15 protein-coding genes are annotated in these 21,474 nt (G+C 68.0%); 2 read left to right on the forward strand and 13 right to left on the reverse strand.

Annotated features, from left to right (window positions below; translation table 11 throughout):
- Positions 1 to 135: 135 nt before the first annotated feature.
- The 13 genes from LWW89_RS10155 to LWW89_RS10215 form a co-directional block, all read right to left on the reverse strand.
- A complete protein-coding gene (locus LWW89_RS10155) occupies positions 136 to 1,428 on the reverse strand; it encodes an outer membrane protein transport protein (protein ID WP_293263872.1) in 1,293 nt (430 codons plus the stop codon).
- A 125-nt stretch (positions 1,429 to 1,553) separates the two neighbouring features.
- Positions 1,554 to 1,958, reverse strand: coding sequence for an acyl-CoA thioesterase (locus LWW89_RS10160; RefSeq protein WP_293263873.1), 405 nt, complete (start codon positions 1,956 to 1,958; stop codon positions 1,554 to 1,556).
- A 25-nt stretch (positions 1,959 to 1,983) separates the two neighbouring features.
- The gene (locus tag LWW89_RS10165; protein ID WP_293263874.1) at positions 1,984 to 3,963 is read right to left on the reverse strand and encodes a 3-hydroxyacyl-CoA dehydrogenase NAD-binding domain-containing protein; all 1,980 of its coding nucleotides are present in this window, start codon (positions 3,961 to 3,963) and stop codon (positions 1,984 to 1,986) included.
- Between the two features lie 44 nt (positions 3,964 to 4,007).
- Positions 4,008 to 4,979: a DegV family protein gene (locus LWW89_RS10170; protein ID WP_293263875.1), complete on the reverse strand. Its 972-nt coding sequence runs from the start codon at positions 4,977 to 4,979 to the stop codon at positions 4,008 to 4,010.
- 22 nt (positions 4,980 to 5,001) lie between these two features.
- Positions 5,002 to 6,309: an acetyl-CoA C-acetyltransferase gene (locus tag LWW89_RS10175; protein WP_293263876.1), complete on the reverse strand. Its 1,308-nt coding sequence runs from the start codon at positions 6,307 to 6,309 to the stop codon at positions 5,002 to 5,004.
- Between the two features lie 130 nt (positions 6,310 to 6,439).
- On the reverse strand, positions 6,440 to 8,806 hold the full coding sequence (locus tag LWW89_RS10180) for an acyl-CoA dehydrogenase (RefSeq protein WP_293263877.1): 2,367 nt from the start codon (positions 8,804 to 8,806) through the stop codon (positions 6,440 to 6,442).
- A 77-nt stretch (positions 8,807 to 8,883) separates the two neighbouring features.
- Entirely contained in the window at positions 8,884 to 9,627 is a 744-nt protein-coding gene (locus LWW89_RS10185; RefSeq protein WP_293263878.1) for a TetR/AcrR family transcriptional regulator, read from the reverse strand.
- Between the two features lie 180 nt (positions 9,628 to 9,807).
- Positions 9,808 to 10,602: a response regulator gene (locus LWW89_RS10190; RefSeq protein WP_293263879.1), complete on the reverse strand. Its 795-nt coding sequence runs from the start codon at positions 10,600 to 10,602 to the stop codon at positions 9,808 to 9,810.
- 56 nt (positions 10,603 to 10,658) lie between these two features.
- Positions 10,659 to 12,056, reverse strand: a complete 1,398-nt coding sequence (locus LWW89_RS10195; protein ID WP_293263880.1) for a TAXI family TRAP transporter solute-binding subunit — start codon at positions 12,054 to 12,056, stop codon at positions 10,659 to 10,661.
- Positions 12,057 to 12,274: 218 nt separating this feature from the next.
- Complete coding sequence (locus LWW89_RS10200) at positions 12,275 to 13,252, reverse strand: quinone oxidoreductase (RefSeq protein WP_293263881.1); 978 nt, start codon at positions 13,250 to 13,252, stop codon at positions 12,275 to 12,277.
- 63 nt (positions 13,253 to 13,315) lie between these two features.
- A complete protein-coding gene (locus tag LWW89_RS10205; RefSeq protein WP_293263882.1) occupies positions 13,316 to 14,116 on the reverse strand; it encodes an alpha/beta fold hydrolase in 801 nt (266 codons plus the stop codon).
- Positions 14,117 to 14,241: 125 nt separating this feature from the next.
- Positions 14,242 to 15,645 carry a deoxyguanosinetriphosphate triphosphohydrolase gene (locus LWW89_RS10210; RefSeq protein ID WP_293263883.1) on the reverse strand — a complete coding sequence of 468 codons (1,404 nt, stop codon included), beginning with the start codon at positions 15,643 to 15,645 and terminating at the stop codon, positions 14,242 to 14,244.
- A 37-nt stretch (positions 15,646 to 15,682) separates the two neighbouring features.
- On the reverse strand, positions 15,683 to 17,953 hold the full coding sequence (locus LWW89_RS10215) for a UvrD-helicase domain-containing protein (protein WP_293263884.1): 2,271 nt from the start codon (positions 17,951 to 17,953) through the stop codon (positions 15,683 to 15,685).
- A 328-nt stretch (positions 17,954 to 18,281) separates the two neighbouring features.
- On the opposite strand from LWW89_RS10215, the gene LWW89_RS10220 reads away from it, so the two are divergent.
- On the forward strand, positions 18,282 to 18,644 hold the full coding sequence (locus LWW89_RS10220) for a hypothetical protein (protein ID WP_293263885.1): 363 nt from the start codon (positions 18,282 to 18,284) through the stop codon (positions 18,642 to 18,644).
- Positions 18,645 to 18,844: 200 nt separating this feature from the next.
- Positions 18,845 to 21,463, forward strand: coding sequence for a leucine--tRNA ligase (leuS, locus tag LWW89_RS10225; RefSeq protein ID WP_293263886.1), 2,619 nt, complete (start codon positions 18,845 to 18,847; stop codon positions 21,461 to 21,463).
- Positions 21,464 to 21,474 lie beyond the last annotated feature (11 nt).

Here is a 21,474-nt window from a genome sequence, read left to right on the forward strand (position 1 = left end):
CCGCCCCCAGAACCGCCGCCTTGCGTACTACTAGTTTGCTGGTCTCGCTCATGGTCTTGTCTTCTTGTCGGTATCGAGGCCGCGACCGGCCCGGAAACGTCCCGGGCAGGTCGCGGTGTGTTGCAGGAGGACGGCTTAGAACTTGATCGAGTACTGAGCCCCGAAGATGTAGGCGCTGTCCTTGTAGGTGCCAACGACATTCCCCCGGTTGTCGGAGGACTGGTTGTTGTTGATCTTGGCGTCCGGCACCAACAGGTAGGCAAAGCCCACGTCCACCGCCTGGTCCTTGGCCGGCTTCCACTGGGCGCCGATCGAGAACCAGGTGCGGTCGTTGTCCGGCAGGGAGGCCAGGCGGGTATCCGCCCCCTTGACCGGGGTCTGGTCGTAGGCGATGCCGAACTTCAGCTTCCAGGCGTCGTTGACCTTGTAGTTAGCGCCGAGAGCAACGCGCCAGGCGTCCTTGAACTCGGTGTGCAGCACTTGAGCGACACCGCTAGGCTGGGCCGCTAAAGAATTCGACAGCACATTGAGCTGCTTGATGGACGACCAGCGGGTCAGGGAGATATCGCCAAGCATCTCCCAGCGGTCGGACAGGGCCTGGGTGACGGAGACGATGAAGGTATCCGGCAGGGTCACACTGACCTTGGCGCTACCGTTGGCGGCAGCAACGCCGCTGCTCAGATTACCTTCCACCTCATGCTTGACCTGGGAACGATAGGACACCCCAACCTTAGTGCTCGGCGACAGGGTGAACAGGGCCCCCACGTTCCAGCCCCAGGCCCAGTCGTCGGCCTTCAGAGTCACGAATTGTGTGCCCAGATAGGAAAGTCCCCCAAACGCAATATTATTCTGGGGGACCACTCGGCGGACGTACTCAACATCCAACTTCTGGTAGCTCACACCCGCGCCAAGCGAAACCAACTCGTTGACCTTCCAGGAGATCGACGGGTTGATGTTGATGGTCTTGACGTCGAACTTGATGGATTGGGCCGAGCCCATCCAATCCGGGCTGTACTCAGTCTTCAGGCCAAAGGGGGCACCCAGGCCGAGGCCGACGGAAATATCCTTGGTGACACCGTAGGCCATGTAGGCGTTGGGCACCCAGCCGGTATCACCAGCGTCGCCACCGTTCGAGCCCTGAGCGGGCTGACCACCCAAACCTTTGGAGCCCTCGTTGCTGAACTTGTAGCTCGGCGTGATCGCGTTGAAGCCCACCGAAACCGACACCCCCTGGCCCAGGGCACTCATGGCCGCCGGGTTGTAATACTGCACCGAGGCGTTTTCCGCATTGGCCGCAGAGCCGGCGTAGGCGTTGCCCAGGCCGCTGGCGTTCTGCTCCAGAAGTTGGAAACCCGAAGCACCGGCATAGCCGGAGGACAGGGCGAGAATGGCGGCCGGGATGGCGCGCAAAGCAGTCCCTCTTTTCATAAGTAAAGTCTCCTCTTTTGATGATGATTGGTTTTGGTGCTTATGGGCGGGGAGCGGGCCCCCCGGGCTTTCGCCCGCCGGCGGGTGCCGGCGGGATGAAACGGGTTACGACAGGCTGGCCGCGGTCATGCCTCCTGGACTGGCGGCAGGGGCCGCTTGTTGCCATCGATGTCGATGGCGACGTAGGTCAGGGTGGCCTCGGTGACCTTCACCGTGACCGGGGCGGACGGGTTGCGCTCGGCATAGACCTCCACATCCACCGTGATCGAGGTGGTGCCTTCGCGCACGATGCGGGTGTAGAAACTGACCACGTCCCCTACCGAAATGGGCTGCTTGAACTGAAAGGCGTTCACCGACACAGTGGCGACCCGTCCCTTGGCGCGGCGCATGGCGACGATGCCGCCGGCCATGTCGACGCGAGCCATTACCCAGCCGCCGAAAATGTCGCCGTTCTGGTTCAGGTCGGCGGGCATGGGCACCACCCGCAGGGCGGGCTGGCGGTTAGGCAGGAGGACGGGATCGTTGGACATTTGGGGCTCCGTTGGGCTGGCGCCGTCAGCTCCGGGCCGCGGAACGGATGGAAGTCGCGGACTGGTTTGCGGCGCCCTGGTTGGCGTAATTGAGGGGCCCGCCGGTGAAAGGCGCGAACCCCGTGCCAAATATAACGCCGGCGTCAGCCAAGTCCGCATCGGCCACGATGCCGTCATCGACCAGTTGTTGCGTTTTCGCCAACAAAGGCGCTACCAGCCGCTCGGCCAGGGCGGCCGGAATGGCGCCGGCCGTGCCCTTGGCCGGCTTGCCACTAGAAAAATCGTAGAAGCCGCGGCCACTCTTCTTGCCCAGGTTGCCGGCGGCCACCTTGTCGGCCAGGCAACGCGGCGGTTCCACGTTGCCGCCGGCACCGGCGGCCAAGGTCTTGCCCGCCGCCATGGCGATGTCCAGACCCACGGTGTCGGCCAACTCGATGGGGCCCATCGGCATGCCGAAGGCTTCCATGGCCGCATCCACGGTTTCCGGGGCGATACCTTCATCGACGCAGCGCATGGCTTCGAGCATGTAGGGGGCCAGCACCGCGTTCACCAGGAAGCCCGGGGCGCTCTTCACCGGCAAGGGCAACTTGTCGATCTGCTTGACGAAGGCGCAGGCGTTGCGGAAGGCCGTGCCTTCGGTGCCGCCGGCCTCCACCACCTCCACCAGGGGCATCATCGGCACCGGGTTGAAGAAGTGGATGCCCACCAGCCGCTCGGGCTGCTTCAGCACCGTGCGCAGGTCCTCGATCTTCAGGCTGGAGGTGTTGGTGGCGAGCACGGCCTCTGGCTTCATGCGCGCTTCCTGGCTCTTCAGCAGGGCGTGCTTGGCATCCAGGTTTTCGAAGATGGCCTCGATCACCACGTCGGCGTGGGCGGCCCCGGCGCCAGTCGGATCGGGAATCAGGCGGTCCATGGCGGAGCGCACCAGCAGCTTGTCCTTGAGGCGGCGCTGGAACAGTTTCTTCGCCCGGGCGATGGCCGGGGCGATACGGGACAGCTCCTGGTCCTGCAAGGTGACGGTGATGCCCTTCAGGGCAGCCACGGCGGCGATGTCGCCGCCCATCACCCCGGCGCCGACCACGTGCAGGCGCTGGGCCTTGAAGGCGCCATCCTTGCCGAAGCCCTTGAGGCGCTCCTGGAGGTGGAACACCCGCACCAGGTTCTTGGCCGTGTCGTTGCCGGTGATGCGCGCCATGACCTCGGGGGCGGCCAGGGCGTTGCCGTTGTGGTGCTGCCAGAAATCGATGATGGCGTAGGGGGCCGGGTAGTGTTCGGGGCGGGCCTTCTTCGCCACCTGCTTGCGTGCGCCGTTGGCCACCACGCTCTTCAGCGGGCCGTTGAGCAGGCGGGCCATGAAGGGCAGGCACCGGGCCGGCTTGCCGGACAGCACCAGGCCCCGGGCGGCGTTGTGCATCACCCGGGGGGCGACGCACTCGTCGGCCAGGCCCAGGCGCTTGGCCTTCTTGGCATCCACATTGCGGCCGGTGAGCATCATGTCCAGGGCCACCTGGGGGCCCACCAGGGCCGGCAGGCGCTTCATGCCGCCCCAGCCGGGGAAGATGCCAAGCATGACCTCGGGCAGGGCGAACTTGGTGCCCGGCTCATCCACCGCCACCCGGTAGCGGCAGGCCATGGCCAGTTCCAGGCCGCCGCCCAGGCAGTGGCCGCGCACCAGGGCCAAGGTCGGATAGGGCACGGCGGCGAGGCGCTCGAAGACGTTCCAGCCCAGGGCGACGAAGCCCTTGGTGGCTTCCAGGGAGGCCAGAGCGGTGAATTCGCCGATGTCGGCGCCGGCGACGAAGCCGGCACTCTTGCCCGAGGCGATGATCAGGGCCTTGGGGCGCTGGCCGTCGAGGTGGGTGAGCAAGCGGTCGAGCTCTTCAAGCACGGCCTTGGACAGGGTGTTGGCGGATTCGCCGGCCCGGTCCAGGGTGGCCCAGGCGATGCCGGCGTCGTCGGTGCGCAGTTGCCAGTGGGTCAGCTGGTGCGTGTTCAGGTCGTTCATGTTCATGGTCGCGGAGGAATTCTGGAAGTCTGTGAATGGCGCGCTCAATGCACGGCGCCGGTCTGGGCAGCCGGAGCAGCGCTGCTGACGAAGGCCAGGGACACGGCGCCGGGGCCGACGTTGATCGCCGCCGTGGCGCTCATCGGCGCCACCAGCAACTGCACGTCCTTGTCCCGGGCGGCCTTAGCCAGCTCGCCGTAGCCGGGCAGGTCGGGCACCGCATCCAGGTCGCCGCCGTAGCTCAGGCAGACGAAGGGGGCTTCGAGGCCGGTGCGGATCTGGTGGATGGCGTTGTCGAACATCCGCTCCACGCCGCTCTCAAAGCCGCGCACCTTGGCCACCGGCCCGGTCTCGTCCATGTGACAGTGCAGGATCGGCTTGACGTCGAGCATCGAGCCCAGGGCGTAGGCCCCCCAGGTGACGCTCTTGTCGCCCTTCTTCTGGGCGCGCTTGAAGATGTGGAACAGGTCGGTGGGCACCAGGTAGGTGTGGGTGCCCGCCACCAGCTTCTGCAAGCGGTCGCCGATCTCGCTGGGGGTCTTGCCGGCGGCCACCAGGCGGGCCAGCTCGGCCACCTGCACCGCCTGGCCGGTGAACATGTTGCGCGACGAGGCCACCGCCAGGCCGAAGCGCTCCGGCAGGCCGGCGGCGCGGCGTACGTCCTTGTACTTGGCCAGGATGGTGCGGGAGGCCCGGGTGGCGTTGTCGAAGATGGGGCTGCGCTTGGCGGTGATGGTCAGGCAGTAGACGAAATCGAAGTCGAGGGCGAGCCGTTCCAAGAACAGGCGCTCGATCTGCTCGACGGTGTAAGGGATGGACTCGGCGAAATCCTCGTCGCGCTTGTCCAGGTACTTGCGGTAGAACTCCTGGGTCGCCTGGGGGTCCCGCTTGTCCTCGACGATGCGCCCGCCCACGCGCAGGGCGATGGGCAGCACCACGATGCTGTGGGCGTCGAGAAAGTCCCGGGGCAGGTCGCAGCAGGAATCCACCACGATGCCGATCCTGAGCTTGGCCATGGCCGTCGTCCCGGGATGGGGCTCAGAGAGTTTCCACCAGCATGGCGCCGCCCTGGCCGCCGCCGATGCAGATCGAGGCGATGCCGCGCCGCTTGCCCTGGCGGCGCAACACGTGCAGCAGGTGCAGGACGATGCGCGCCCCGGAGGCCCCCACCGGGTGCCCCAGGGCCACGGCGCCGCCGTCCACGTTGAGGCGGGCGGCATCGAGCGTGCCCAGGGGCTCATCCAGCCCCAGCTCGTCGCGGCAATAGGCGGGGTCGGCCCAGGCGCGCTGGCAGGCCAGCACCTGGGCGGCGAAGGCTTCGTTGATTTCCCAGGCATCCAGGTCGTTGAGGCCCAGGCCGTGGCGTTGCAGGATCGGCGTGGCGGCATGGACCGGGCCCAGGCCCATCTGGGCGGGGTCGAGACCGGCCCACTGGCTGTCGCTGATCTTGCCCAGGGGGTCGAGCTTCCAGCGCTCTACCGCCGCCTCGGAGGCGAGCAGCAGCCAGGCGGCGCCGTCGGTGACCTGGGAGCTGTTGCCGGCGGTGACGTTGCCGTACTTGCGGTCGAACACCGGGCGCAGCTTCTTCAGGTTGTCCACCGACGAGTCGGGGCGCACGCCGTCGTCCTCGGGGTAGAGATTGCCCTCGCCGTCCACCAGGGGAACGATCTCGCCCATATGGCCGGCGGCCCGGGCGGCCACGGCGCGGCGGTGGGATTCCACCGCGAAGGCGTCCATGTCGGCGCGGGTGATGCCGAAACGGAAGGCCAGGTTCTCGGCGGTCTGGCCCATGGTCAGGCCCAGCACCGGGTCGGTGAGGCCCTTCAACAGGCCGATCACCGGCGCCAGGTAGCCGAGTTTGAAGTTGCGCAGGGCGGCCAGCTTCTGCCCGGCGGTCTTGGTGGCATACCAGCGCGACAGCCACACCACCATCTGTTCGGAAAAGAGCAGGGGCGCCCGGGACAGGGCATCGACGCCGCCGGCCAGGACCAGCTCGGAACGGCCCGACTGGATGTTGGCGATGGCCGAATCCAGGGCCTGCATGCCCGAGGCGCAGTTGCGCATCACCGTCCAGCCCGGCACCCGGTCGCCGCAGCCGAGGCGCAGCGCCACCATGCGGCCGATGTTGGCCTCATCCGCCGACGGGGCGGCGCAGCCCAGCACCACTTCCGACAGGTCGGAGGGCAGAAAGGGCTGGCGAGCCAGCAGGGTGCGGCCGGCCTGGGTGGCCAGGTCCGAGGCCCAGAAGGGGCCGGGGGCGTTGCGCGCCTTGAGGAAGGGGGTGCGGGCCCCGTCCACCACGTAGACGGGCTGGAAGGTCCGGGATTGCTGGGCTTGCTCGATCACGCTGTCTCCTCCTGCTGCATTCTGTCGGGGCCGCCGTGCACCCAGGTGCTGGGCGCCCTCGCCGGCCGGGCTCTTGGCACGGCCCGGTCCGGTGAGGTGCGGCGGATTCTGCGGTTGCGTCGCTTACTGTTTAGGCGGCCTTCTTTTCCGCCGGCTGGGCGGCACCGGCCACGCCCAGATCGAAGGGGAAGTCGTCCACCCGGATGACGATGTCGCGCAGGTGGTTGCGGCGCTTGACCACGTCGTACTCGGCGGCACTGATGACCTTGGCCTCGAAGGCGGCGTGGGCGATGTCGCGCACGTTAGCCAGCGGGTTGTTATCGAAGCGCCCGGCTTTCTCGGCCTCGCGGATCTTGGCTTCCACCGCCTCGGCGGCAAGGGTCGCCTCCAGAGCCAATTCGATGGCGCCCACCGGGTCTTCCTCGCGGCGATCGACGAAGGTGTCGGAGGCCAGGCGCTCCCGGGCGGCCGAGGGGTTGATCAGCAGCTTGGCGACCTGGTGGCCGACGTCGTCGGACGGCACCACGTAGGGGTGGCCCAGGGGGAAGATGATGCGGTTGAGGAACCAGGCCACCAGCTTGTTCGGGTAGTTGGCGATGACGCCGTCGAAGGCTTCCTGGGCCTGGTACATGGCGTCCCACACCGCCCAATGCACCAGGGGCAGGTCGTCCTTCTGGCGGCCTTCGTCCTGGAAGCGCTTGAGGGTGGCGGAGATCAGGTACATCTGGGAGAGGATGTCGCCGAGGCGGGCCGACAGCTTCTCGCGCCGCTTCAGGCCGCCGCCCAGCACCAGCATCGACACGTCGGCGAGGAAAGCGAAAGCCGAGGAGAAGCGGGTGAGCTGCTGGTAGTAGCGCTTCACTTCCGGCGCCACGTCCGCATTCACGCCGACGAAGTGGCTGCCGGTCAGGCCCATGCCCAGGGCGCGCAGGCCGTTCTTGATGGTGTAGCCGACGTGGCCGAACAAGGCCTTGTCGAAGTCCAGCAGGCCGGCCGCCGCATTCGGGTTCTGGGCGGCACGCATTTCGGCGAGCACGTAGGGATGGCAGCGGATGGCGCCCTGGCCGAACAGGATCAGGCTACGGGTGAGGATGTTGGCGCCTTCCACGGTGATGCCGATGGGAATCTGCTGATAGGCGCGGCCGAGGAAGTTGGAGGGCCCGAGGCAGATGCCCTTGCCGCCGATCACGTCCATGCCGTCGTTGACCACTTTGCGGGCCCGTTCGGTGACGTGGTACTTGGCGATGGCGGAGACCACGGAGGGTTTCTCGCCCAGATCCACAGCCCCGGCGGTCATGGTGCGGGTGGCGTCCACCAGATAGGTGTAGGCGCCGATGCGGGTCAGGGCCTCTTCGACGCCCTCGAACTTGCCCACGGCCATTTTGAACTGGCTGCGCACCCGGGCGTAACCGCCCACGGCGCGGGCCGTCATCTTGGCCATGCCGGTGTTGGAGGACGGCAGGGAGATGGAGCGGCCGGCGGCCAGGCACTCCATCAGCATGCGCCAGCCCTGGCCGACCATGGCCGGGCCACCGATGATGAAGTCCAGGGGCATGAACACGTCCTTGCCCCGGGTCGGGCCGTTCATGAACACGGCGTTGAGCGGGAAGTGGCGGCGGCCCACGTCCACACCCGGGTGGTCATGGGGAACCAGGGCGCAGGTGATGCCGATGTCTTTCTTGTCGCCGAGCAGGCCGTCCGGATCGTAGAGACGGAAGGCCAGGCCGAGGATGGTGCACACCGGGGCCAGGGTGATGTAGCGCTTGTCCCAGGTGACGCGCATGCCGAGCACTTCCTTGCCCTGCCAGGTGCCCTTGCAGACCACGCCGAAGTCGGGGATCGAGGCGGCGTCGGAGCCGGCCCAGGGGGAGGTCAGGGCGAAGGCCGGCACTTCCAGGCCCTTGGCCAGGCGCGGCAGGTAGTGGTTCTTCTGCTCTTCGGTACCGTAGTGCAGCAGCAGCTCGGCCGGGCCCAGGGAGTTGGGCACCATCACCGACACGGCCAGGGCCGAGGAGCGGGTGGACAGCTTGGTCATCACCTGGGAGTGGGCGTAGGCCGAATAGCCCAGGCCACCGTACTTCTTGGGAATGATCAGGCCGAGGAAGCCCTTGTCCTTGATGTACTGCCAGGTCTCGGCGTCCAGGTCATAACGATGGTGCGACACATCCCAGTCGTTGGTCATGCGGCAGGCGGTCTCCACCTCGTTGTCGAGGAAGGAGCGCTCTTCGGCCGTCAGCACCGGCTTGGGGTAGGCGTGCATCTTCTTCCAGTCGGGCTTGCCGCGGAACAGATCGCCTTCCCACCACACGGTGCCCGCCTCCAGGGCCTCCCGCTCGGTGTCGGACATGGAGGGGAGGATGCGCTTGTAGATCCCAAAAAGAGGCCGGCTGATCAGCGCCCGCCGCAGGGGACGGATGCTGATCAGCGCGACAAAAGCCAGCAGTACTCCGAGGAGTACCAGTGTTACCGCTGGCAGAGGGATGACCGAATTCGTCATGGCTGTCTCCAATTCGTGGTCTTGGCCGGTGTCCGGCTCTGTTAGGTGAAGGTGGGGGTCAGGCGGAAGCGGGCCGGTCAGGCGGCCGCCGAAGGCGGCACCATTCCGAGGGGTAGCTGGGGCAGCGGGGCGCGCAGGCCGCCGAGGAGGAAGGGCATCAGCCGCGCCTTGAGCTGGCGGGCCGCCTCGGCCTCCACGTCGGATTCGGACACCTCGAAGCCATCGATCAGGGAAAGCACGTCGGTCTCGGCGATGGCGTAGGACATGGCGCCGAGCATGAAGTGGAAGCGCCAGGCGATCTCTTCCCTGGGCACGTCGGGCAGGGCGCGGAAGAGTGCATCCTTGAAGCGGCCCATCACCTCGGCGTACTCGCCGGCAAAGAAGGTGCGGATGAAGGCGGCCGGCTCGGTCATGGTGCGGCCGAGCAGGCGCAGGAAGGTCATGCCGCCCAGGGCCGGCTCCTCGCCCATCTTGAGCAGGGTGCCGAAGAAGGCTTCGACGATCAGGGAGGGCTTGAGCGGCTTGCCGCCGGCTTCCGCCTCCAGGGCGTCGAGGACTTGCAGGCGCTCGGCGTTGAGCCAGGAGAGGCGGCGGCGGAACACTTCGCGCAGCAGGTCTTCCTTGGAGCCGAAGTGGTAATTGACCGCCGCCAGGTTCACCTGGGCCTCGCCGGTGATCATGCGCATCGAGGTGCCGTCGTAGCCGTGGGCCATGAACAGGCGTTCCGCCACGTCGAGGATGCGCTCGGCGGTATCGCTGCTCTGGGCGGCGGATTTGGCATCGGCGGAATTCGGGGTGGTCATCTTGGCTACGGCGCTCATGGGTTGCTGCGTGTCCTGGCTATGATTCAAACGTTCGTTTAAATCATAGGGAAGATTATTCCCCGCTGCAAGCACCCGGCATCATTTTTCTTTTGCCCAACGAAAACGCCCCGCACAGGCGGGGCGTCGGAGAAGGCTGGCAGCGGGACGGAACGCCCGCCGCCGCGCGAGTACACCGCGTCAGGCGGCCATCACCTGTTCGATCAGGCGGCGCACGGTGGCCGGCTCGAAGGGCTTGTCGCACACCGCCGAGACGCCGGCCCGCTCCACCGCCGCGAGCCGGCCCTGGTCCTGCTCGCTGGTGACCATCAGCACCGGCACCGCGTTCTGCCAGCTCTGGGTGCGGATGTACTCGGTGAGGGCCTTGCCGTCCATTTCCGGCATGTTGTAGTCGGTGACCACCAGGTCCACCATGGTCTCGGCCAACAGGCCGATGGCCTCGCGGCCGTTCTCGGCCTCCAGGATGCGCTCGATGCCCAGGCTTTCGAGCATGCGGCGGATGTGGCGGCGGGCCATGGGGCTGTCGTCCACCAGCAGCACCCGCAGGGTTTCCACGTCAAGGCTCAACACCTCGTGGTGGGAGTCGAAACTGAGCACGGCGCGCAGGGCCCGGGCCAGGCGCTCGTCGTCGAAGGGTTTTTCCAGGATGCAGCAGGCGCCCGACTGACGCACCGGGTCCAGCACCTGGGGCCGGGTTTCGCTGGAAATCAGCACGAAGGGCACCGTCTCCAGCCCCTCCTCGGCCCGCATCGCCGCCACCAGGGCGGTGCCGGTGCCATCCGGCAGATAGAGGCTGCTCACCACCACCGTGGGCCGCGCCTCACGCAGGGCGGCCAGGGTGGCCTCTTGCGAGGCGAACACATCGACCCGGCTGGCGCCGGCCCGTTGCAGCATCTGCTCCACCAGGCGGGCCTGGGTCGCCGACGGCTCCACCAGATAAACGGAAACGCCGGCAAACGACGCAACCTGAACCATAAGCTCCTCCCTATTTATGTTTTAAGAATGTGGCGGCGAGGATAGCACGGCCCCTGTCAGGGCGCGGCTTGCCGGGCGCGGGCGTCCAGGTCGGCGCGTACCAGGGCGATGTGGGTGCGCAGGGTGTATTGCAGGTCGAGAAAGGTCAGGGGCAGGCGGCGGCGGAACGCCTGTTCCTCGATGCGCGCCAGGCGCTCCCGGTAGCTCGCCAGCCGGGCCGGATTGAAGCCGGTGCGGATGTCGCTTTCGAGGAACTTCAGTTCGCCGTAGAGGCGGAACACCCGGGAGCGCACCCGCCACGTGTAGAGGGCCGGCGCCAGGCGGAACACCGGCAGCAGCAGGGCCAGGAAGGGGATCAAGAGCACCAGCAGACGGTCGGCCAGCACCGCCGCCCAGAAGGGCAGGTAGCGCTGCAACAGGGGCGGGCCGGATTTGTAGTAGCGCTCGGCCTGGGGCGCCAGGGGAAAGGTCTGCTCCCGGGGAGCGGGGAATTCGCCGCGCTTCTGGAAGAAGCCCGATTCCCGGTGCACCTCGCTGGCGGCTTCGAGGAACAGGCCGGCCAAGGCCGGATGGAGGTTCTCGTGGATTACCAGGTTGGCGGTGGGGGCGAGCAGCACCACGTCCTGGGCCGGGTAGTCGCGCACTAGGTCCACCGCCCCCCGGGGCAGGACGATGCGCGACAGGAAGGGAAAGCGCCGGGTGTAGGCATCGGCCTGGACGAAGCTCATCAGGGCCACGCCTGGGGTGCGCAGCAGGTCCTGGACCATGGGCGCCTCTGGCCCGGCGATCAGGAAGGCCACGTCCAGCCGCCCCTGCACCAGGGCTTCGGCCGCTTTCAGCCCGCCCAGGTCGGACAGGTGCGCCGCCACCCGGTTGGCGTCGAGCAATTGTTCGGCCGGGGGGCGCACGCCGCTGCCCGCACCACCGATGGCGACCCGCTTGCCGGCCAGCTGGGTGAGCCGGGTCAGGGGACCGCCGGGAAAGGCCGCCGGCCGGTAGAACACCCACAAGGGCTCGTAGTACATGGCGCCGAGGGACAGCAGGGGTGCCGCTTCGCTTTCCGACGAATCCTCGGAAACGCTGCCCGGCGTCGGCAAGATGCCGCCCTGGACGAAGCCGATCTTGGCCGGATCGTCCGGGTCCAGCAGCCGGGCCAGGTTGTCGGCGGAACCGGCGGTCTCGCGCACCTCCACGGCGATGCCGTTGCGCGCCAGGATGGCCGCGTAGCGCTTGGCAAAGCCGTAGTAGGCCCCGCTCTGGGCCCCGGCGGCGAACACCACATGGCGCGGCGGCGCCGGCTTGACGTAGTGGAAGGCGATGACGAAGCCGGCCAGCACCAGCAGGATCCAGGGCCAGAAGGTGGCCACCAGGTCCCGCCCGCTGGCGATCAGGGCGAAGCGGCGGCGCGGCTCGGGCGGCGGCAGGTCCGGCGTGGGAGTGGGCGTCGGAGTCATGGGGAGTCAGCAGAACGGAAAAGGCATGCGCCGGAAAGCCGCTACTGGCGCGGGGTTTCAACCATGCCCTCTGGAAAGCCTCGTGGAATCTGGCGGCGCGGGCGTGCATCGCGGAGAAGCCCGCCCAGCCTGGGGTTTGGCGCCGGGCATGAGGGCAGCACATCCCCCCGGATCGAACGAGGCCGCTGCGCGGCCCGGGGGATCGGAGGATCAGGGAGTCAGGGGATCAGCACGGTGGAGCCGACCGTCTTGCGCGCCTCCAGGTCGCGGTGGGCCTGGGCGGCATCCTTCAAGGCATAGGTCTGCTTGACCTCGATCTTCACCTTGCCCGACAGCACCACGTCGAACAGCTCGGCGGCCAGGGGTTCCAGGTCGGCGCGCTTGCCGGTGTAGTCGGCCAGCTTGGGCCGGGTGAAGAACAGGGAGCCCCGGTTGGTCAGCTCGATCGGTTCAAAGGCCGGCACCGAGCCGGAGGCGTTGCCGAAGCTGACCATCATGCCCAGGGGGCGCAGGCTGTCCAGGGAGGCCTGGAAGGTGTCCTTGCCCACCCCGTCGTAAACCACCGCCACGCCTTCGCCGCCGGTCAGCTCGCGCACCCGGGGTGCCACCGCCTCCTTGGAATACAGGATCACGTGATCGGCGCCGTGGGCCTTGGCCAGGGCCGCCTTCTCGTCGGTGGACACGGTGCCGATCACCGTGGCGCCCAGGGCCTTGGCCCACTGGCAGGCGATCAGCCCTACCCCGCCGGCGGCAGCGTGGATCAGCACGGTATCCCCGGGCTTGACCCGGTAGGTGCGGCGCAGCAGGTAGGCGGTGGTCAGCCCCTGGAGCATCATCGCCGCCCCGGTCTCGAAAGAAAGGGCGTCCGGCAGGCGCACCAGCCGGTCGGCGGGGATCAGGCGTACCTCGGAATAGCCGCCCAGGGGGCCGCCGGCGTAGGCTACCCGGTCGCCGATCTTGAGGTGGTGCACACCGTCGCCCACCGCCTCCACCGCCCCGGCGCCCTCCAGGCCGATGCCGGAAGGCAGGGGCACCGGGTAGAGGCCGGTGCGGTGGTAGGTATCGATGTAATTGAGGCCGCAGGCGTGGTGGCGCAGGCGCACCTGGCCCGGTGCCGGAGCGCCGACATCGACGGTTTCCCATTGCAGGACGTCGGGGCCGCCGGTCTGGTGGAAGCGAATAGCGTGGGTAGTCATGGGGAGGCTCCTGGGTTGGGGCCGCCGGACGGGCGGCGCTGTTGTTATAACCGGGACAGGCCGCTAGACCGGCGGCTCGGCAAGAAAGGCGTGCAGCAGTTGGGTGAAATGGTCGGGACGACACAGGTTCGACAGGTGGGCCGCCCCTTCGATCACTTCCAGCCGGGCCACGGGGATGGCGGCGGCGATGGCCTCGGCCATGGCCGGCGGCGTGCCCGCGTCCCGGTCGCCGACCACCACCAGGGCGGGGCAGCGGATCAGGGGCAGGCGGCCCTTCAGGGTGGGCTCGGCGGCCATGCCGGCGATGGCGTGACAGCAGCCGGCGTAGCCGGCCACCGGGGTGGCGGCGATGATCGAACCGACCCGCTCCACCAGGGCCGGGCGCTCCTGCCGTACTTCAGCAGTGAACCAGCGCTCCAGGGTGGCCGCCACCAGAGGGGCGACGCCGCCCTCTTCCACCTGCCGGATGCGCGCCGGCCAGGCCGCCTGGGCCTCGTCCGGATAGGCGGCGGTGGTATCGGCCAGCACCAGCCGGGCGGCCTTAGCGGGATGGCGCAGGGCCAGGGTCATGGCCACCATGCCGCCGAGGGAGATGCCGACGATGGTGGCGGAAGGGATGAACAGGGCGTGCATGAGGGCCGCCACGTCGTCGGCCAGGCACTCCAGGGTATAGGGCCCCGGGGGCGCCTCGCTGCCGCCGTGACCGCGCAGGTCCACCGCGACGCAGGTGTGGGTGGCGCGCAGCATCTCGATCTGGGGCGCCCAGATGGTGTGGTCGGCGCCCAGGGAATGGAGAAAGACCACCGGAGGGCCGTCGCCGCGGTGGTCGTAGGCCAGCTTGATGCCGTTGACGGAAATTTCCATGGGACGGGCAGAAGGAGTTGGCGGCGCGGGCTACGACTATAGCGCCAGCCCCGGGGCGCTCCAAGCCCGGCCGGCGGCAGGCCCCATGGCCCCATGGCCCCACGGCGCCCTGACCGGCTGCCGGCTCAGGCCCCGGGCAGTTCGATGCCCTTGAGGCGGCGGTACAGGGTGACGGCGTAGGAGTCGGTCATGCCCGAGACGAAATCCACCACCTTGAGCAGGCGCAGGTAGGGGTCTTCGTCCGGCTGGCCGTCCTTGCCGAGGAACTGGGCCGGCAGCAGGGTCAGCACCACCCGGCTGCGGGTAGTGGGCTTGGGCCCGCCCGCCAGCTGGACAGCCTTTTCCTCGACGGCGGCGACGAAGCAATCCAGCAGGCCGGCCAGCACCTCGCAGCCGGCCGCTTCCACTTCCATGGCGGCGCGGCAGACGTAGATCTTCTCGTAGGAGATGCGCTCGATCTCGTCCAGGGCCTCCTTGACCCGGGAATGGGCGAGCAGCTCGTCGTCCCAAGCGCCATCCACGATGGCCGCCTCGTTCTCCAGGAAACAGGCGCCGGCCTCTTCCACCAGGCGGCCGATGGCCTTGGCGCGCAGGTATTCGATGCGCTCCTTGGGCTCGCGGATGTGGGCCAGGCGGCTGGCCCGGTCCGGCCCACCGGCCACGGTGAGCAGCAGGGATTCGGCGGTGTCGTAGGTGATCACGCCGAGGCGGGCGGCGTCCTCGAAATCCACCACCCGGTAGCAGATGTCGTCTGCCGCCTCCACCAGGAAGGCCAGGGGATGGCGCCGCCACGCCCCGGGCGCCTCGTCCCGGGCCACCAGGCCGACGGCTTCGGCGGCTTCGGCGAAGAAGCTGGCGTCGGCCTGGAAGTAGCCGAACTTCTTGGCGCTGCGCCCGGTCAGGGGCTGCTCGGTCCACGACGGGCAGGGGTACTTGGCGAAGGAGGCCGCCACCGCCGCGGTGAGCTGCAAGCCCCCCGGATTGGACGGGCTCTGCAACTGGGCGAGCAGACGGAAGCCCTGGGCATTGCCCTCGTAGCGCTCGAAGTCGGCGCGCTGGGCGCCGGTCAGGCCGTGCTTTTCGAACAGGCCCGAAGCGCAGAACCAGTCGCGGATGGCGTCCTCCCCGGCGTGGCCGAAGGGCGGGTTGCCGATGTCGTGGGCCAGGCAGGCCGAAGCCACCACGGCGCCGAAGTCGGAGGCGTGCAGCTGGTCCTGCAACTGGTGGCGCTGCACCAGGATGCGCCCCACCGCCGTGCCCAGGCTGCGCCCGACGCAGCTCGCCTCCAGGCTGTGGGTCAGGCGGTTGCGCACGTAGTCGCTCTGGGCCAGGGGAAAGACCTGGGTCTTGTCCTTCATGCGCCGGAAGGCGGCGGAAAAGACGATGCGGTCGTAGTCCTGCTGAAAGGCGGTGCGATCCGGCTCGCCCCGGTGGGTGGCGCCGGCGGTGCCGATGCGCTGCACCGAAAGCAGCTTCAGCCAGCGCTGCGGCAGGTTGGACGGGGCGTCGTCGGGCAGGAGCAGGGGCATGGCGGATTCCGGGAAGAAGGACGGGAAACGGGGAGACTTAGACGGGATCGAGCTTGGCGTATTCCAGGGCCAGCCACTTCACCCCGGCACCGCTGAAATTGACCTGGACCCGGGCGTCGCTGCCCCGGCCTTCGGCGGCGACGATGACCCCGGTGCCGAACTTGGCGTGCTTGACGCTCTGGCCGATGCGAAGGCCCTTGCCCACGCCCGCATCGCCGGCCGGCGCTGCCGCGGCCCGGGCTTCGCTGCGGGGCAGGCTGGCGTTCCAGCGGGACTGGGAAGAGGCCCCCCAGCCCGGGTAGGCGGTTTCCCGGGAGGCGACGCTGTTGACCCGGGCGAGCAGCTCTTCCGGCAGTTCCTCCAGAAACTTGGAGGGCAGGCAGTAGCGGGTCTGGCCGTGCAGCATGCGGGTCTGGGCGTGGGCCAGGTAGAGGCGCTTGCGCGCCCGGGTGATGGCCACGTACATCAGGCGACGCTCTTCTTCCAGGCCGCCCTCTTCCATCACCGCGTTCTCGTGGGGGAACAGGCCCTGCTCCAGGCCGGAGATGAACACCACGTCGAACTCCAGGCCCTTGGCGGCGTGCACCGTCATCAGTTGCACCGCCTCTTCTTCCGCCCCGGCCTGATGGTCGCCGGCTTCCAGGCTGGCGTGCTGGAGGAAGGCGGCCAGCACCGCCCCCAGGTCGTCGCCATTGACCGGCGTGCCGTCCAGAGTGATTTCACCGCCGGCAAATTCCCGGGCGAAGTTGGCGGCGGCGTTGATCAGTTCGTCCAGGTTCTCCAGCCGGTCCTGGCCTTCCTTTTCGCCCAGGTAGTGCTGGCGCAGGGTGGACCGTTCGATGACGTGCTCCACCGCCTCGGGCAGGGGCAGGCTGGCGGTTTCCTGGCGCAGGGTCTCCACCAGGCGGATGAAGGCGGCCACCGCGGTGCCGGCCTTGCCGGTGAGGCTGGCGGCGGCGTTGTACAGACTGGAATTGGCGGTATGGGCGGCGGCCTGGAGGGCTTCCAGGGAGCGGGCGCCGATGCCCCGGGTGGGGAAGTTCACCACCCGCATGAAGGCGGTGTCGTCGTCCGGGTTGGCGATCAGGCGCAGATAGGCCAGGGCGTGCTTCACCTCCTGCCGCTCGAAGAAGCGCAGCCCGCCATAGACCCGGTAGGGCACGCCGTGGCTGAACAGCTCATGCTCCAGCACCCGGGACTGGGCGTTGGAACGGTAGAGCAGGGCGACCTGGCTGCGCTCGGTGCCGTCCCGCACCAGTTCGCGGATCTCGTCCACGATGAAGCGGGCTTCGTCCAGGTCGGACATGCCCTCGTACACCCGGATCGGCTCGCCGGCACCGGCGTCGGTCCACAGGGTCTTGCCCAGGCGTTCCCGGTTGCGGGCGATGAGGGCGTTGGCGGCGTCCAGGATGTTGCCGTGGGAGCGGTAGTTCTGCTCCAGGCGGATTACCGTCTCCTTGGCGAAGTCGCGCTCGAACTCGCGCATGTTGCCCACTTCGGCGCCGCGGAAGGCGTAGATCGACTGGTCGTCGTCGCCCACGGCGAACACCGCCGCCGGCGGGGCGTCGGTGGCCCGCTGCTCGAAGCCGGCCATCAGCTTCAGCCAGGCATATTGAAGCCGGTTGGTGTCCTGGAACTCGTCCACCAGGATGTGGCGGAAGCGGGACTGGTAGTGGGCGCGTAAAGGCTCGTTGCGCGACAGCAGCTCGAAGCAGCGCAGCAGCAGCTCGGCGAAGTCCACCACCCCCTCGCGCTGGCACTGGGCTTCGTACTCGGCGTAGAGGGCGACGCGGCGCCGGGTGTAGTCGTCCCAGGCCTCGGCCTGGGCGGCGCGGATGCCTTGTTCCTTGTGGCCGTTGATGAAGTGCATCAGCTCCCGGGGCGGGAATTTCTCGTCGTCCACGTTGAGGTTCTTCAACAGCCGCTTGATCGCCGAAAGCTGGTCCGCCGTGTCCAGGATCTGGAACAGCTGAGGCAGGCTGGCGTCCTTGTAGTGGGCGCGCAGCAGCCGGTTGCACAGGCCGTGGAAGGTGCCGATCCACATCCCCCGCGGGTTCACCGGGATCATCGCCCCCAGGCGGGTGACCATTTCCTTGGCCGCCTTGTTGGTGAAAGTCACCGCCAAAATGCCGTGGGGGCTGACCTGGTGGGTGGCGATCAGCCAGGCGATGCGGGTGGTGAGCACCCGGGTCTTGCCCGAACCGGCCCCGGCCAGGATCAGGGCCGACTGGGCCGGCAGGGTGACGGCCTGGTACTGGGGCGGGTTGAGGTTGGCGAGCAAGCCGGATTCGGGAACGGAAAGGGTCATGGGAGGCGGCGGCCCGGGAGCAACGGCGGGGCCGGGGGCATAGGTGGGAATCGACAAGGGGAGAATTATAGCCATCCCGCCCTTTCCGGCCGGCGGCGCCCGGGGCCATCGCTGCCCTGCCAATGCTTCTTGCATTGCAACATGGCGTCGTTACCAAACTGAACAAAAGTCAAAAGCACGGCTCAAACAAACGGGTTATAATTCTGCTGCATCGCACAATAACCCATCCGGCCCCCACAAGGACGACCGGATCGCCGGAACCCCGCATTGCCGTCGGCAACGCATTCTGGCTTTTACACCTCCGTCCAACCGACGAGGAGAAACCAGCATGAACACCCCGAAAATCCTCCCCTGGGTGGCCCGCAAAGCCGGGATCACCGACGACCACGCCACCAAGCTGTGGAAGCGCGCCGTGCGCGAGGCCGCCACCATCACCGGCTGTAGCGAAGGCCCGGCGTTCCACAAGCTGTCGGTGGAGCGCTTCCTCGACAACGTGGAAGCCGCCGCCTTCGGCACCGTGCGCCACGGCTACAGCAACACCCCCGCCCGCCTTTCCTGGTTCTGGCGCCATCAGGGCCGCATGGCCATCTTCGGCCTGATGGCAGCGGAAAACGCCGCACGCTTCTGGCAGAACACCTGGAACGACACCGTGACCGGGATGCTGGTACAAAAGCGCAGCAACGGCCGCTGACGCCGCAGCCCGGAGCGCCCAATGGCGCTCCACGCTGCCCGCCCCGCGCCTTCCGATGCCCGCCCTCCGGCGGGCATCGGCGTTTTTGCCGGCTGCGTTTTGCCCACTGTTTTCCCGGTAGCGCTGGGGGACCGGGGTCCCGGCCGCTATAATCGGCGGTTTATCCCTTTTGCCGCACTCACGTGCCGAAGCAGGAAGCCATGCAGGAAAAATACAACGCCGCCGAGATCGAGCGCGCCGCCCAGGCCCACTGGGACCAGACCGGGGCCGCCCGGGCCGTCGAAGACGCCAGCAAGCCCAAGTACTACTGCCTGTCCATGTTCCCCTACCCCTCCGGGAAGCTGCACATGGGCCACGTGCGCAATTACACCATCGGCGACGTGTTGTCCCGCTTCTACAAGATGCAGGGCTACAACGTGCTGCAACCCATGGGCTGGGACGCCTTCGGCATGCCGGCGGAAAACGCCGCCCTGGCCAACAACGTGCCCCCGGCCAAGTGGACCTACGCCAACATCGACTACATGCGCAGCCAGCTCCAGCGCCTGGGCTTTGCCATCGACTGGTCCCGGGAACTGGCCACCTGCACGCCCCAGTACTACCGCTGGGAGCAATGGCTGTTCACCCGCCTGTTCGAGAAGGGCCTGATCTACAAGAAGCTGGGCACCGTGAACTGGGACCCGGTGGACCACACCGTGCTGGCCAACGAGCAGGTCATCGACGGCCGCGGCTGGCGCTCCGGCGCCCTGGTGGAAAAGCGCGAGATCCCCATGTACTACATGAAGATCACCGCCTACGCCGACGAACTGCTGGCCGACCTGGACCAACTGCCGGGCTGGCCCGAGCAGGTGCGCCTGATGCAGAAGAACTGGATCGGCAAGAGCACCGGCGTGCGCTTCGCCTTTCCCTACGAGCTGGACGGCAAGCAGGACAAGCTGTGGGTATTCACCACCCGGGCCGACACCATCATGGGCGTGACCTTCTGCGCCGTGGCCGCCGAGCACCCGCTGGCCACCCGCGCCGCCCGGGACAACCCGGAGCTCGCCGCCTTCATCGAGGAATGCAAGCAGGGCGGCGTGGCCGAGGCCGACATCGCCACCATGGAAAAGAAGGGCATGCCCACGGGCATCTTCGTCCAGCACCCCCTAACCGGCGACAAGGTGGAAGTGTGGGTCGGCAACTACGTGCTGATGGGCTACGGCGAAGGCGCCGTGATGGCGGTGCCCGCCCACGACGAGCGGGACTTTGCCTTCGCCAAGAAGTACAACCTGGCCATCAAGCAGGTCATCGCTGCTGCAGGCGAGACCTTCAGCCTGGACGGCTGGCAGGAATGGTACGGCGACAAGAGCCGCGGCACCTGCGTCAATTCCGGCAAGTACGACGGCCTGGCCTATGAGGCCGCCGTGGACGCCATCGCCGCCGATCTGGCCGCCAAGGGCCTGGGCGAGAAGAAGGTGCAGTTCCGCCTGCGCGACTGGGGCATTTCCCGCCAGCGCTACTGGGGCTGCCCGATCCCGGTGATCCATTGCGAGTCCTGCGGCGACGTGCCCGTGCCCGACGACCAGCTGCCCGTGGTGCTGCCGGAGAACGTGGAAATCACCGGCGCCGGCTCGCCCCTGGCCAAGATGCCCGAGTTCTACGAGTGCACCTGCCCCAAGTGCGGCAAGCCGGCCCGCCGGGAAACCGACACCATGGACACCTTCGTCGAGTCCTCCTGGTACTTCCTGCGCTACGCCTGCCCGGACAACGACCAAGCCATGGTGGACGAGCGCGTCGCCTACTGGTGCAAGGGCGGCATCGACCAGTACATCGGCGGCATCGAGCACGCCATCCTGCACCTGCTCTATTCCCGCTTCTTCACCAAGCTGATGCGCGACGTGGGCCTGTTCGGCGATCTCAAGCTCGACGAGCCCTTCGCCAACCTGCTCACCCAGGGCATGGTGGTGGCCCCCACCTTCTACCGCGAAGGTGAAGGCGGCAAGAGGCTGTGGCTCAACCCGGCCGACGTGGACGTGGTCACCGACGAGCGCGGCCGCCCCACCGGCGCCACCCTCAAGGCCGACGGCGCCCCGGTGATCATCGGCGGCACCGAGAAGATGTCCAAGTCGAAGAACAACGGCGTGGACCCGCAATCCCTGATGGACCTGTACGGCGCCGACACGGCCCGCCTGTTCATGATGTTCGCCGCCCCACCCGACCAGTCCCTGGAATGGTCCGACGCCGGGGTCGAAGGGGCCGCCCGCTTCCTGCGCCGCCTGTGGAAGCTGGTCTACGACCACACCCAGGCCGGCCTCGTCCCGGCCGCGACCAGCAGCGACGGGCTCGGCGGCGCCCAGCAGGACCTGCGCCGCAAGCTGCACCAGACCATGGCCAAGGTGGCCGACGACTACGGCCGGCGCAAGCAGTTCAACACCGCCGTGGCCGCCGTGATGGAGCTGCTCAACGCCTACGACAAGACCGACCTGAACGATGCCGCCGGCCGCAGCCTGGCGCAGGAGGTGCTGGAGGCGGCGGTGCTGATGCTCTTCCCCATCGCTCCCCACATCGGCCAGGCCCTCTACGCCGAACTCAAGCCCGGCGCCGACGCGGTGCACGCCCCCTTCCCCAAGGCCGATCCGGCCGCCCTCAAGCAGGACGAGATCGAGCTGATGATCCAGGTGAACGGCAAGCTGCGCGGCAGCCTGAAAGTGGCCGCCGACGCCGACAAGGGCAGCATCGAAGCCGCCGCCCTGGCCTCGGAAGCGGCCCAGAAGTTCATGGAAGGCAAGCCGGCCAAGAAGGTGGTGGTGGTGCCGGGGCGCCTGGTCAACATCGTGGTCTAACCGGGGAACCC

Origin of the sequence: Oryzomicrobium sp. (assembly GCF_021287045.1) — a bacterium.
GTDB lineage: Bacteria > Pseudomonadota > Gammaproteobacteria > Burkholderiales > Rhodocyclaceae > Oryzomicrobium.

Coding starts and splice junctions, on each gene's coding strand:
- LWW89_RS10155 (WP_293263872.1), bottom strand. CDS start 1,428: ATGAAAAGAGGGACTGCTTTGCGCGCCATCCCGGCCGCCATTCTCGCC.
- LWW89_RS10160 (WP_293263873.1), bottom strand. CDS start 1,958: ATGTCCAACGATCCCGTCCTCCTGCCTAACCGCCAGCCCGCCCTGCGG.
- LWW89_RS10165 (WP_293263874.1), bottom strand. CDS start 3,963: ATGAACGACCTGAACACGCACCAGCTGACCCACTGGCAACTGCGCACC.
- LWW89_RS10170 (WP_293263875.1), bottom strand. CDS start 4,979: ATGGCCAAGCTCAGGATCGGCATCGTGGTGGATTCCTGCTGCGACCTG.
- LWW89_RS10180 (WP_293263877.1), bottom strand. CDS start 8,806: ATGACGAATTCGGTCATCCCTCTGCCAGCGGTAACACTGGTACTCCTC.
- LWW89_RS10185 (WP_293263878.1), bottom strand. CDS start 9,627: ATGAGCGCCGTAGCCAAGATGACCACCCCGAATTCCGCCGATGCCAAA.
- LWW89_RS10190 (WP_293263879.1), bottom strand. CDS start 10,602: ATGGTTCAGGTTGCGTCGTTTGCCGGCGTTTCCGTTTATCTGGTGGAG.
- LWW89_RS10195 (WP_293263880.1), bottom strand. CDS start 12,056: ATGACTCCGACGCCCACTCCCACGCCGGACCTGCCGCCGCCCGAGCCG.
- LWW89_RS10200 (WP_293263881.1), bottom strand. CDS start 13,252: ATGACTACCCACGCTATTCGCTTCCACCAGACCGGCGGCCCCGACGTC.
- LWW89_RS10205 (WP_293263882.1), bottom strand. CDS start 14,116: ATGGAAATTTCCGTCAACGGCATCAAGCTGGCCTACGACCACCGCGGC.
- LWW89_RS10210 (WP_293263883.1), bottom strand. CDS start 15,645: ATGCCCCTGCTCCTGCCCGACGACGCCCCGTCCAACCTGCCGCAGCGC.
- LWW89_RS10215 (WP_293263884.1), bottom strand. CDS start 17,953: ATGACCCTTTCCGTTCCCGAATCCGGCTTGCTCGCCAACCTCAACCCG.
- LWW89_RS10220 (WP_293263885.1), top strand. CDS start 18,282: ATGAACACCCCGAAAATCCTCCCCTGGGTGGCCCGCAAAGCCGGGATC.
- leuS (WP_293263886.1), top strand. CDS start 18,845: ATGCAGGAAAAATACAACGCCGCCGAGATCGAGCGCGCCGCCCAGGCC.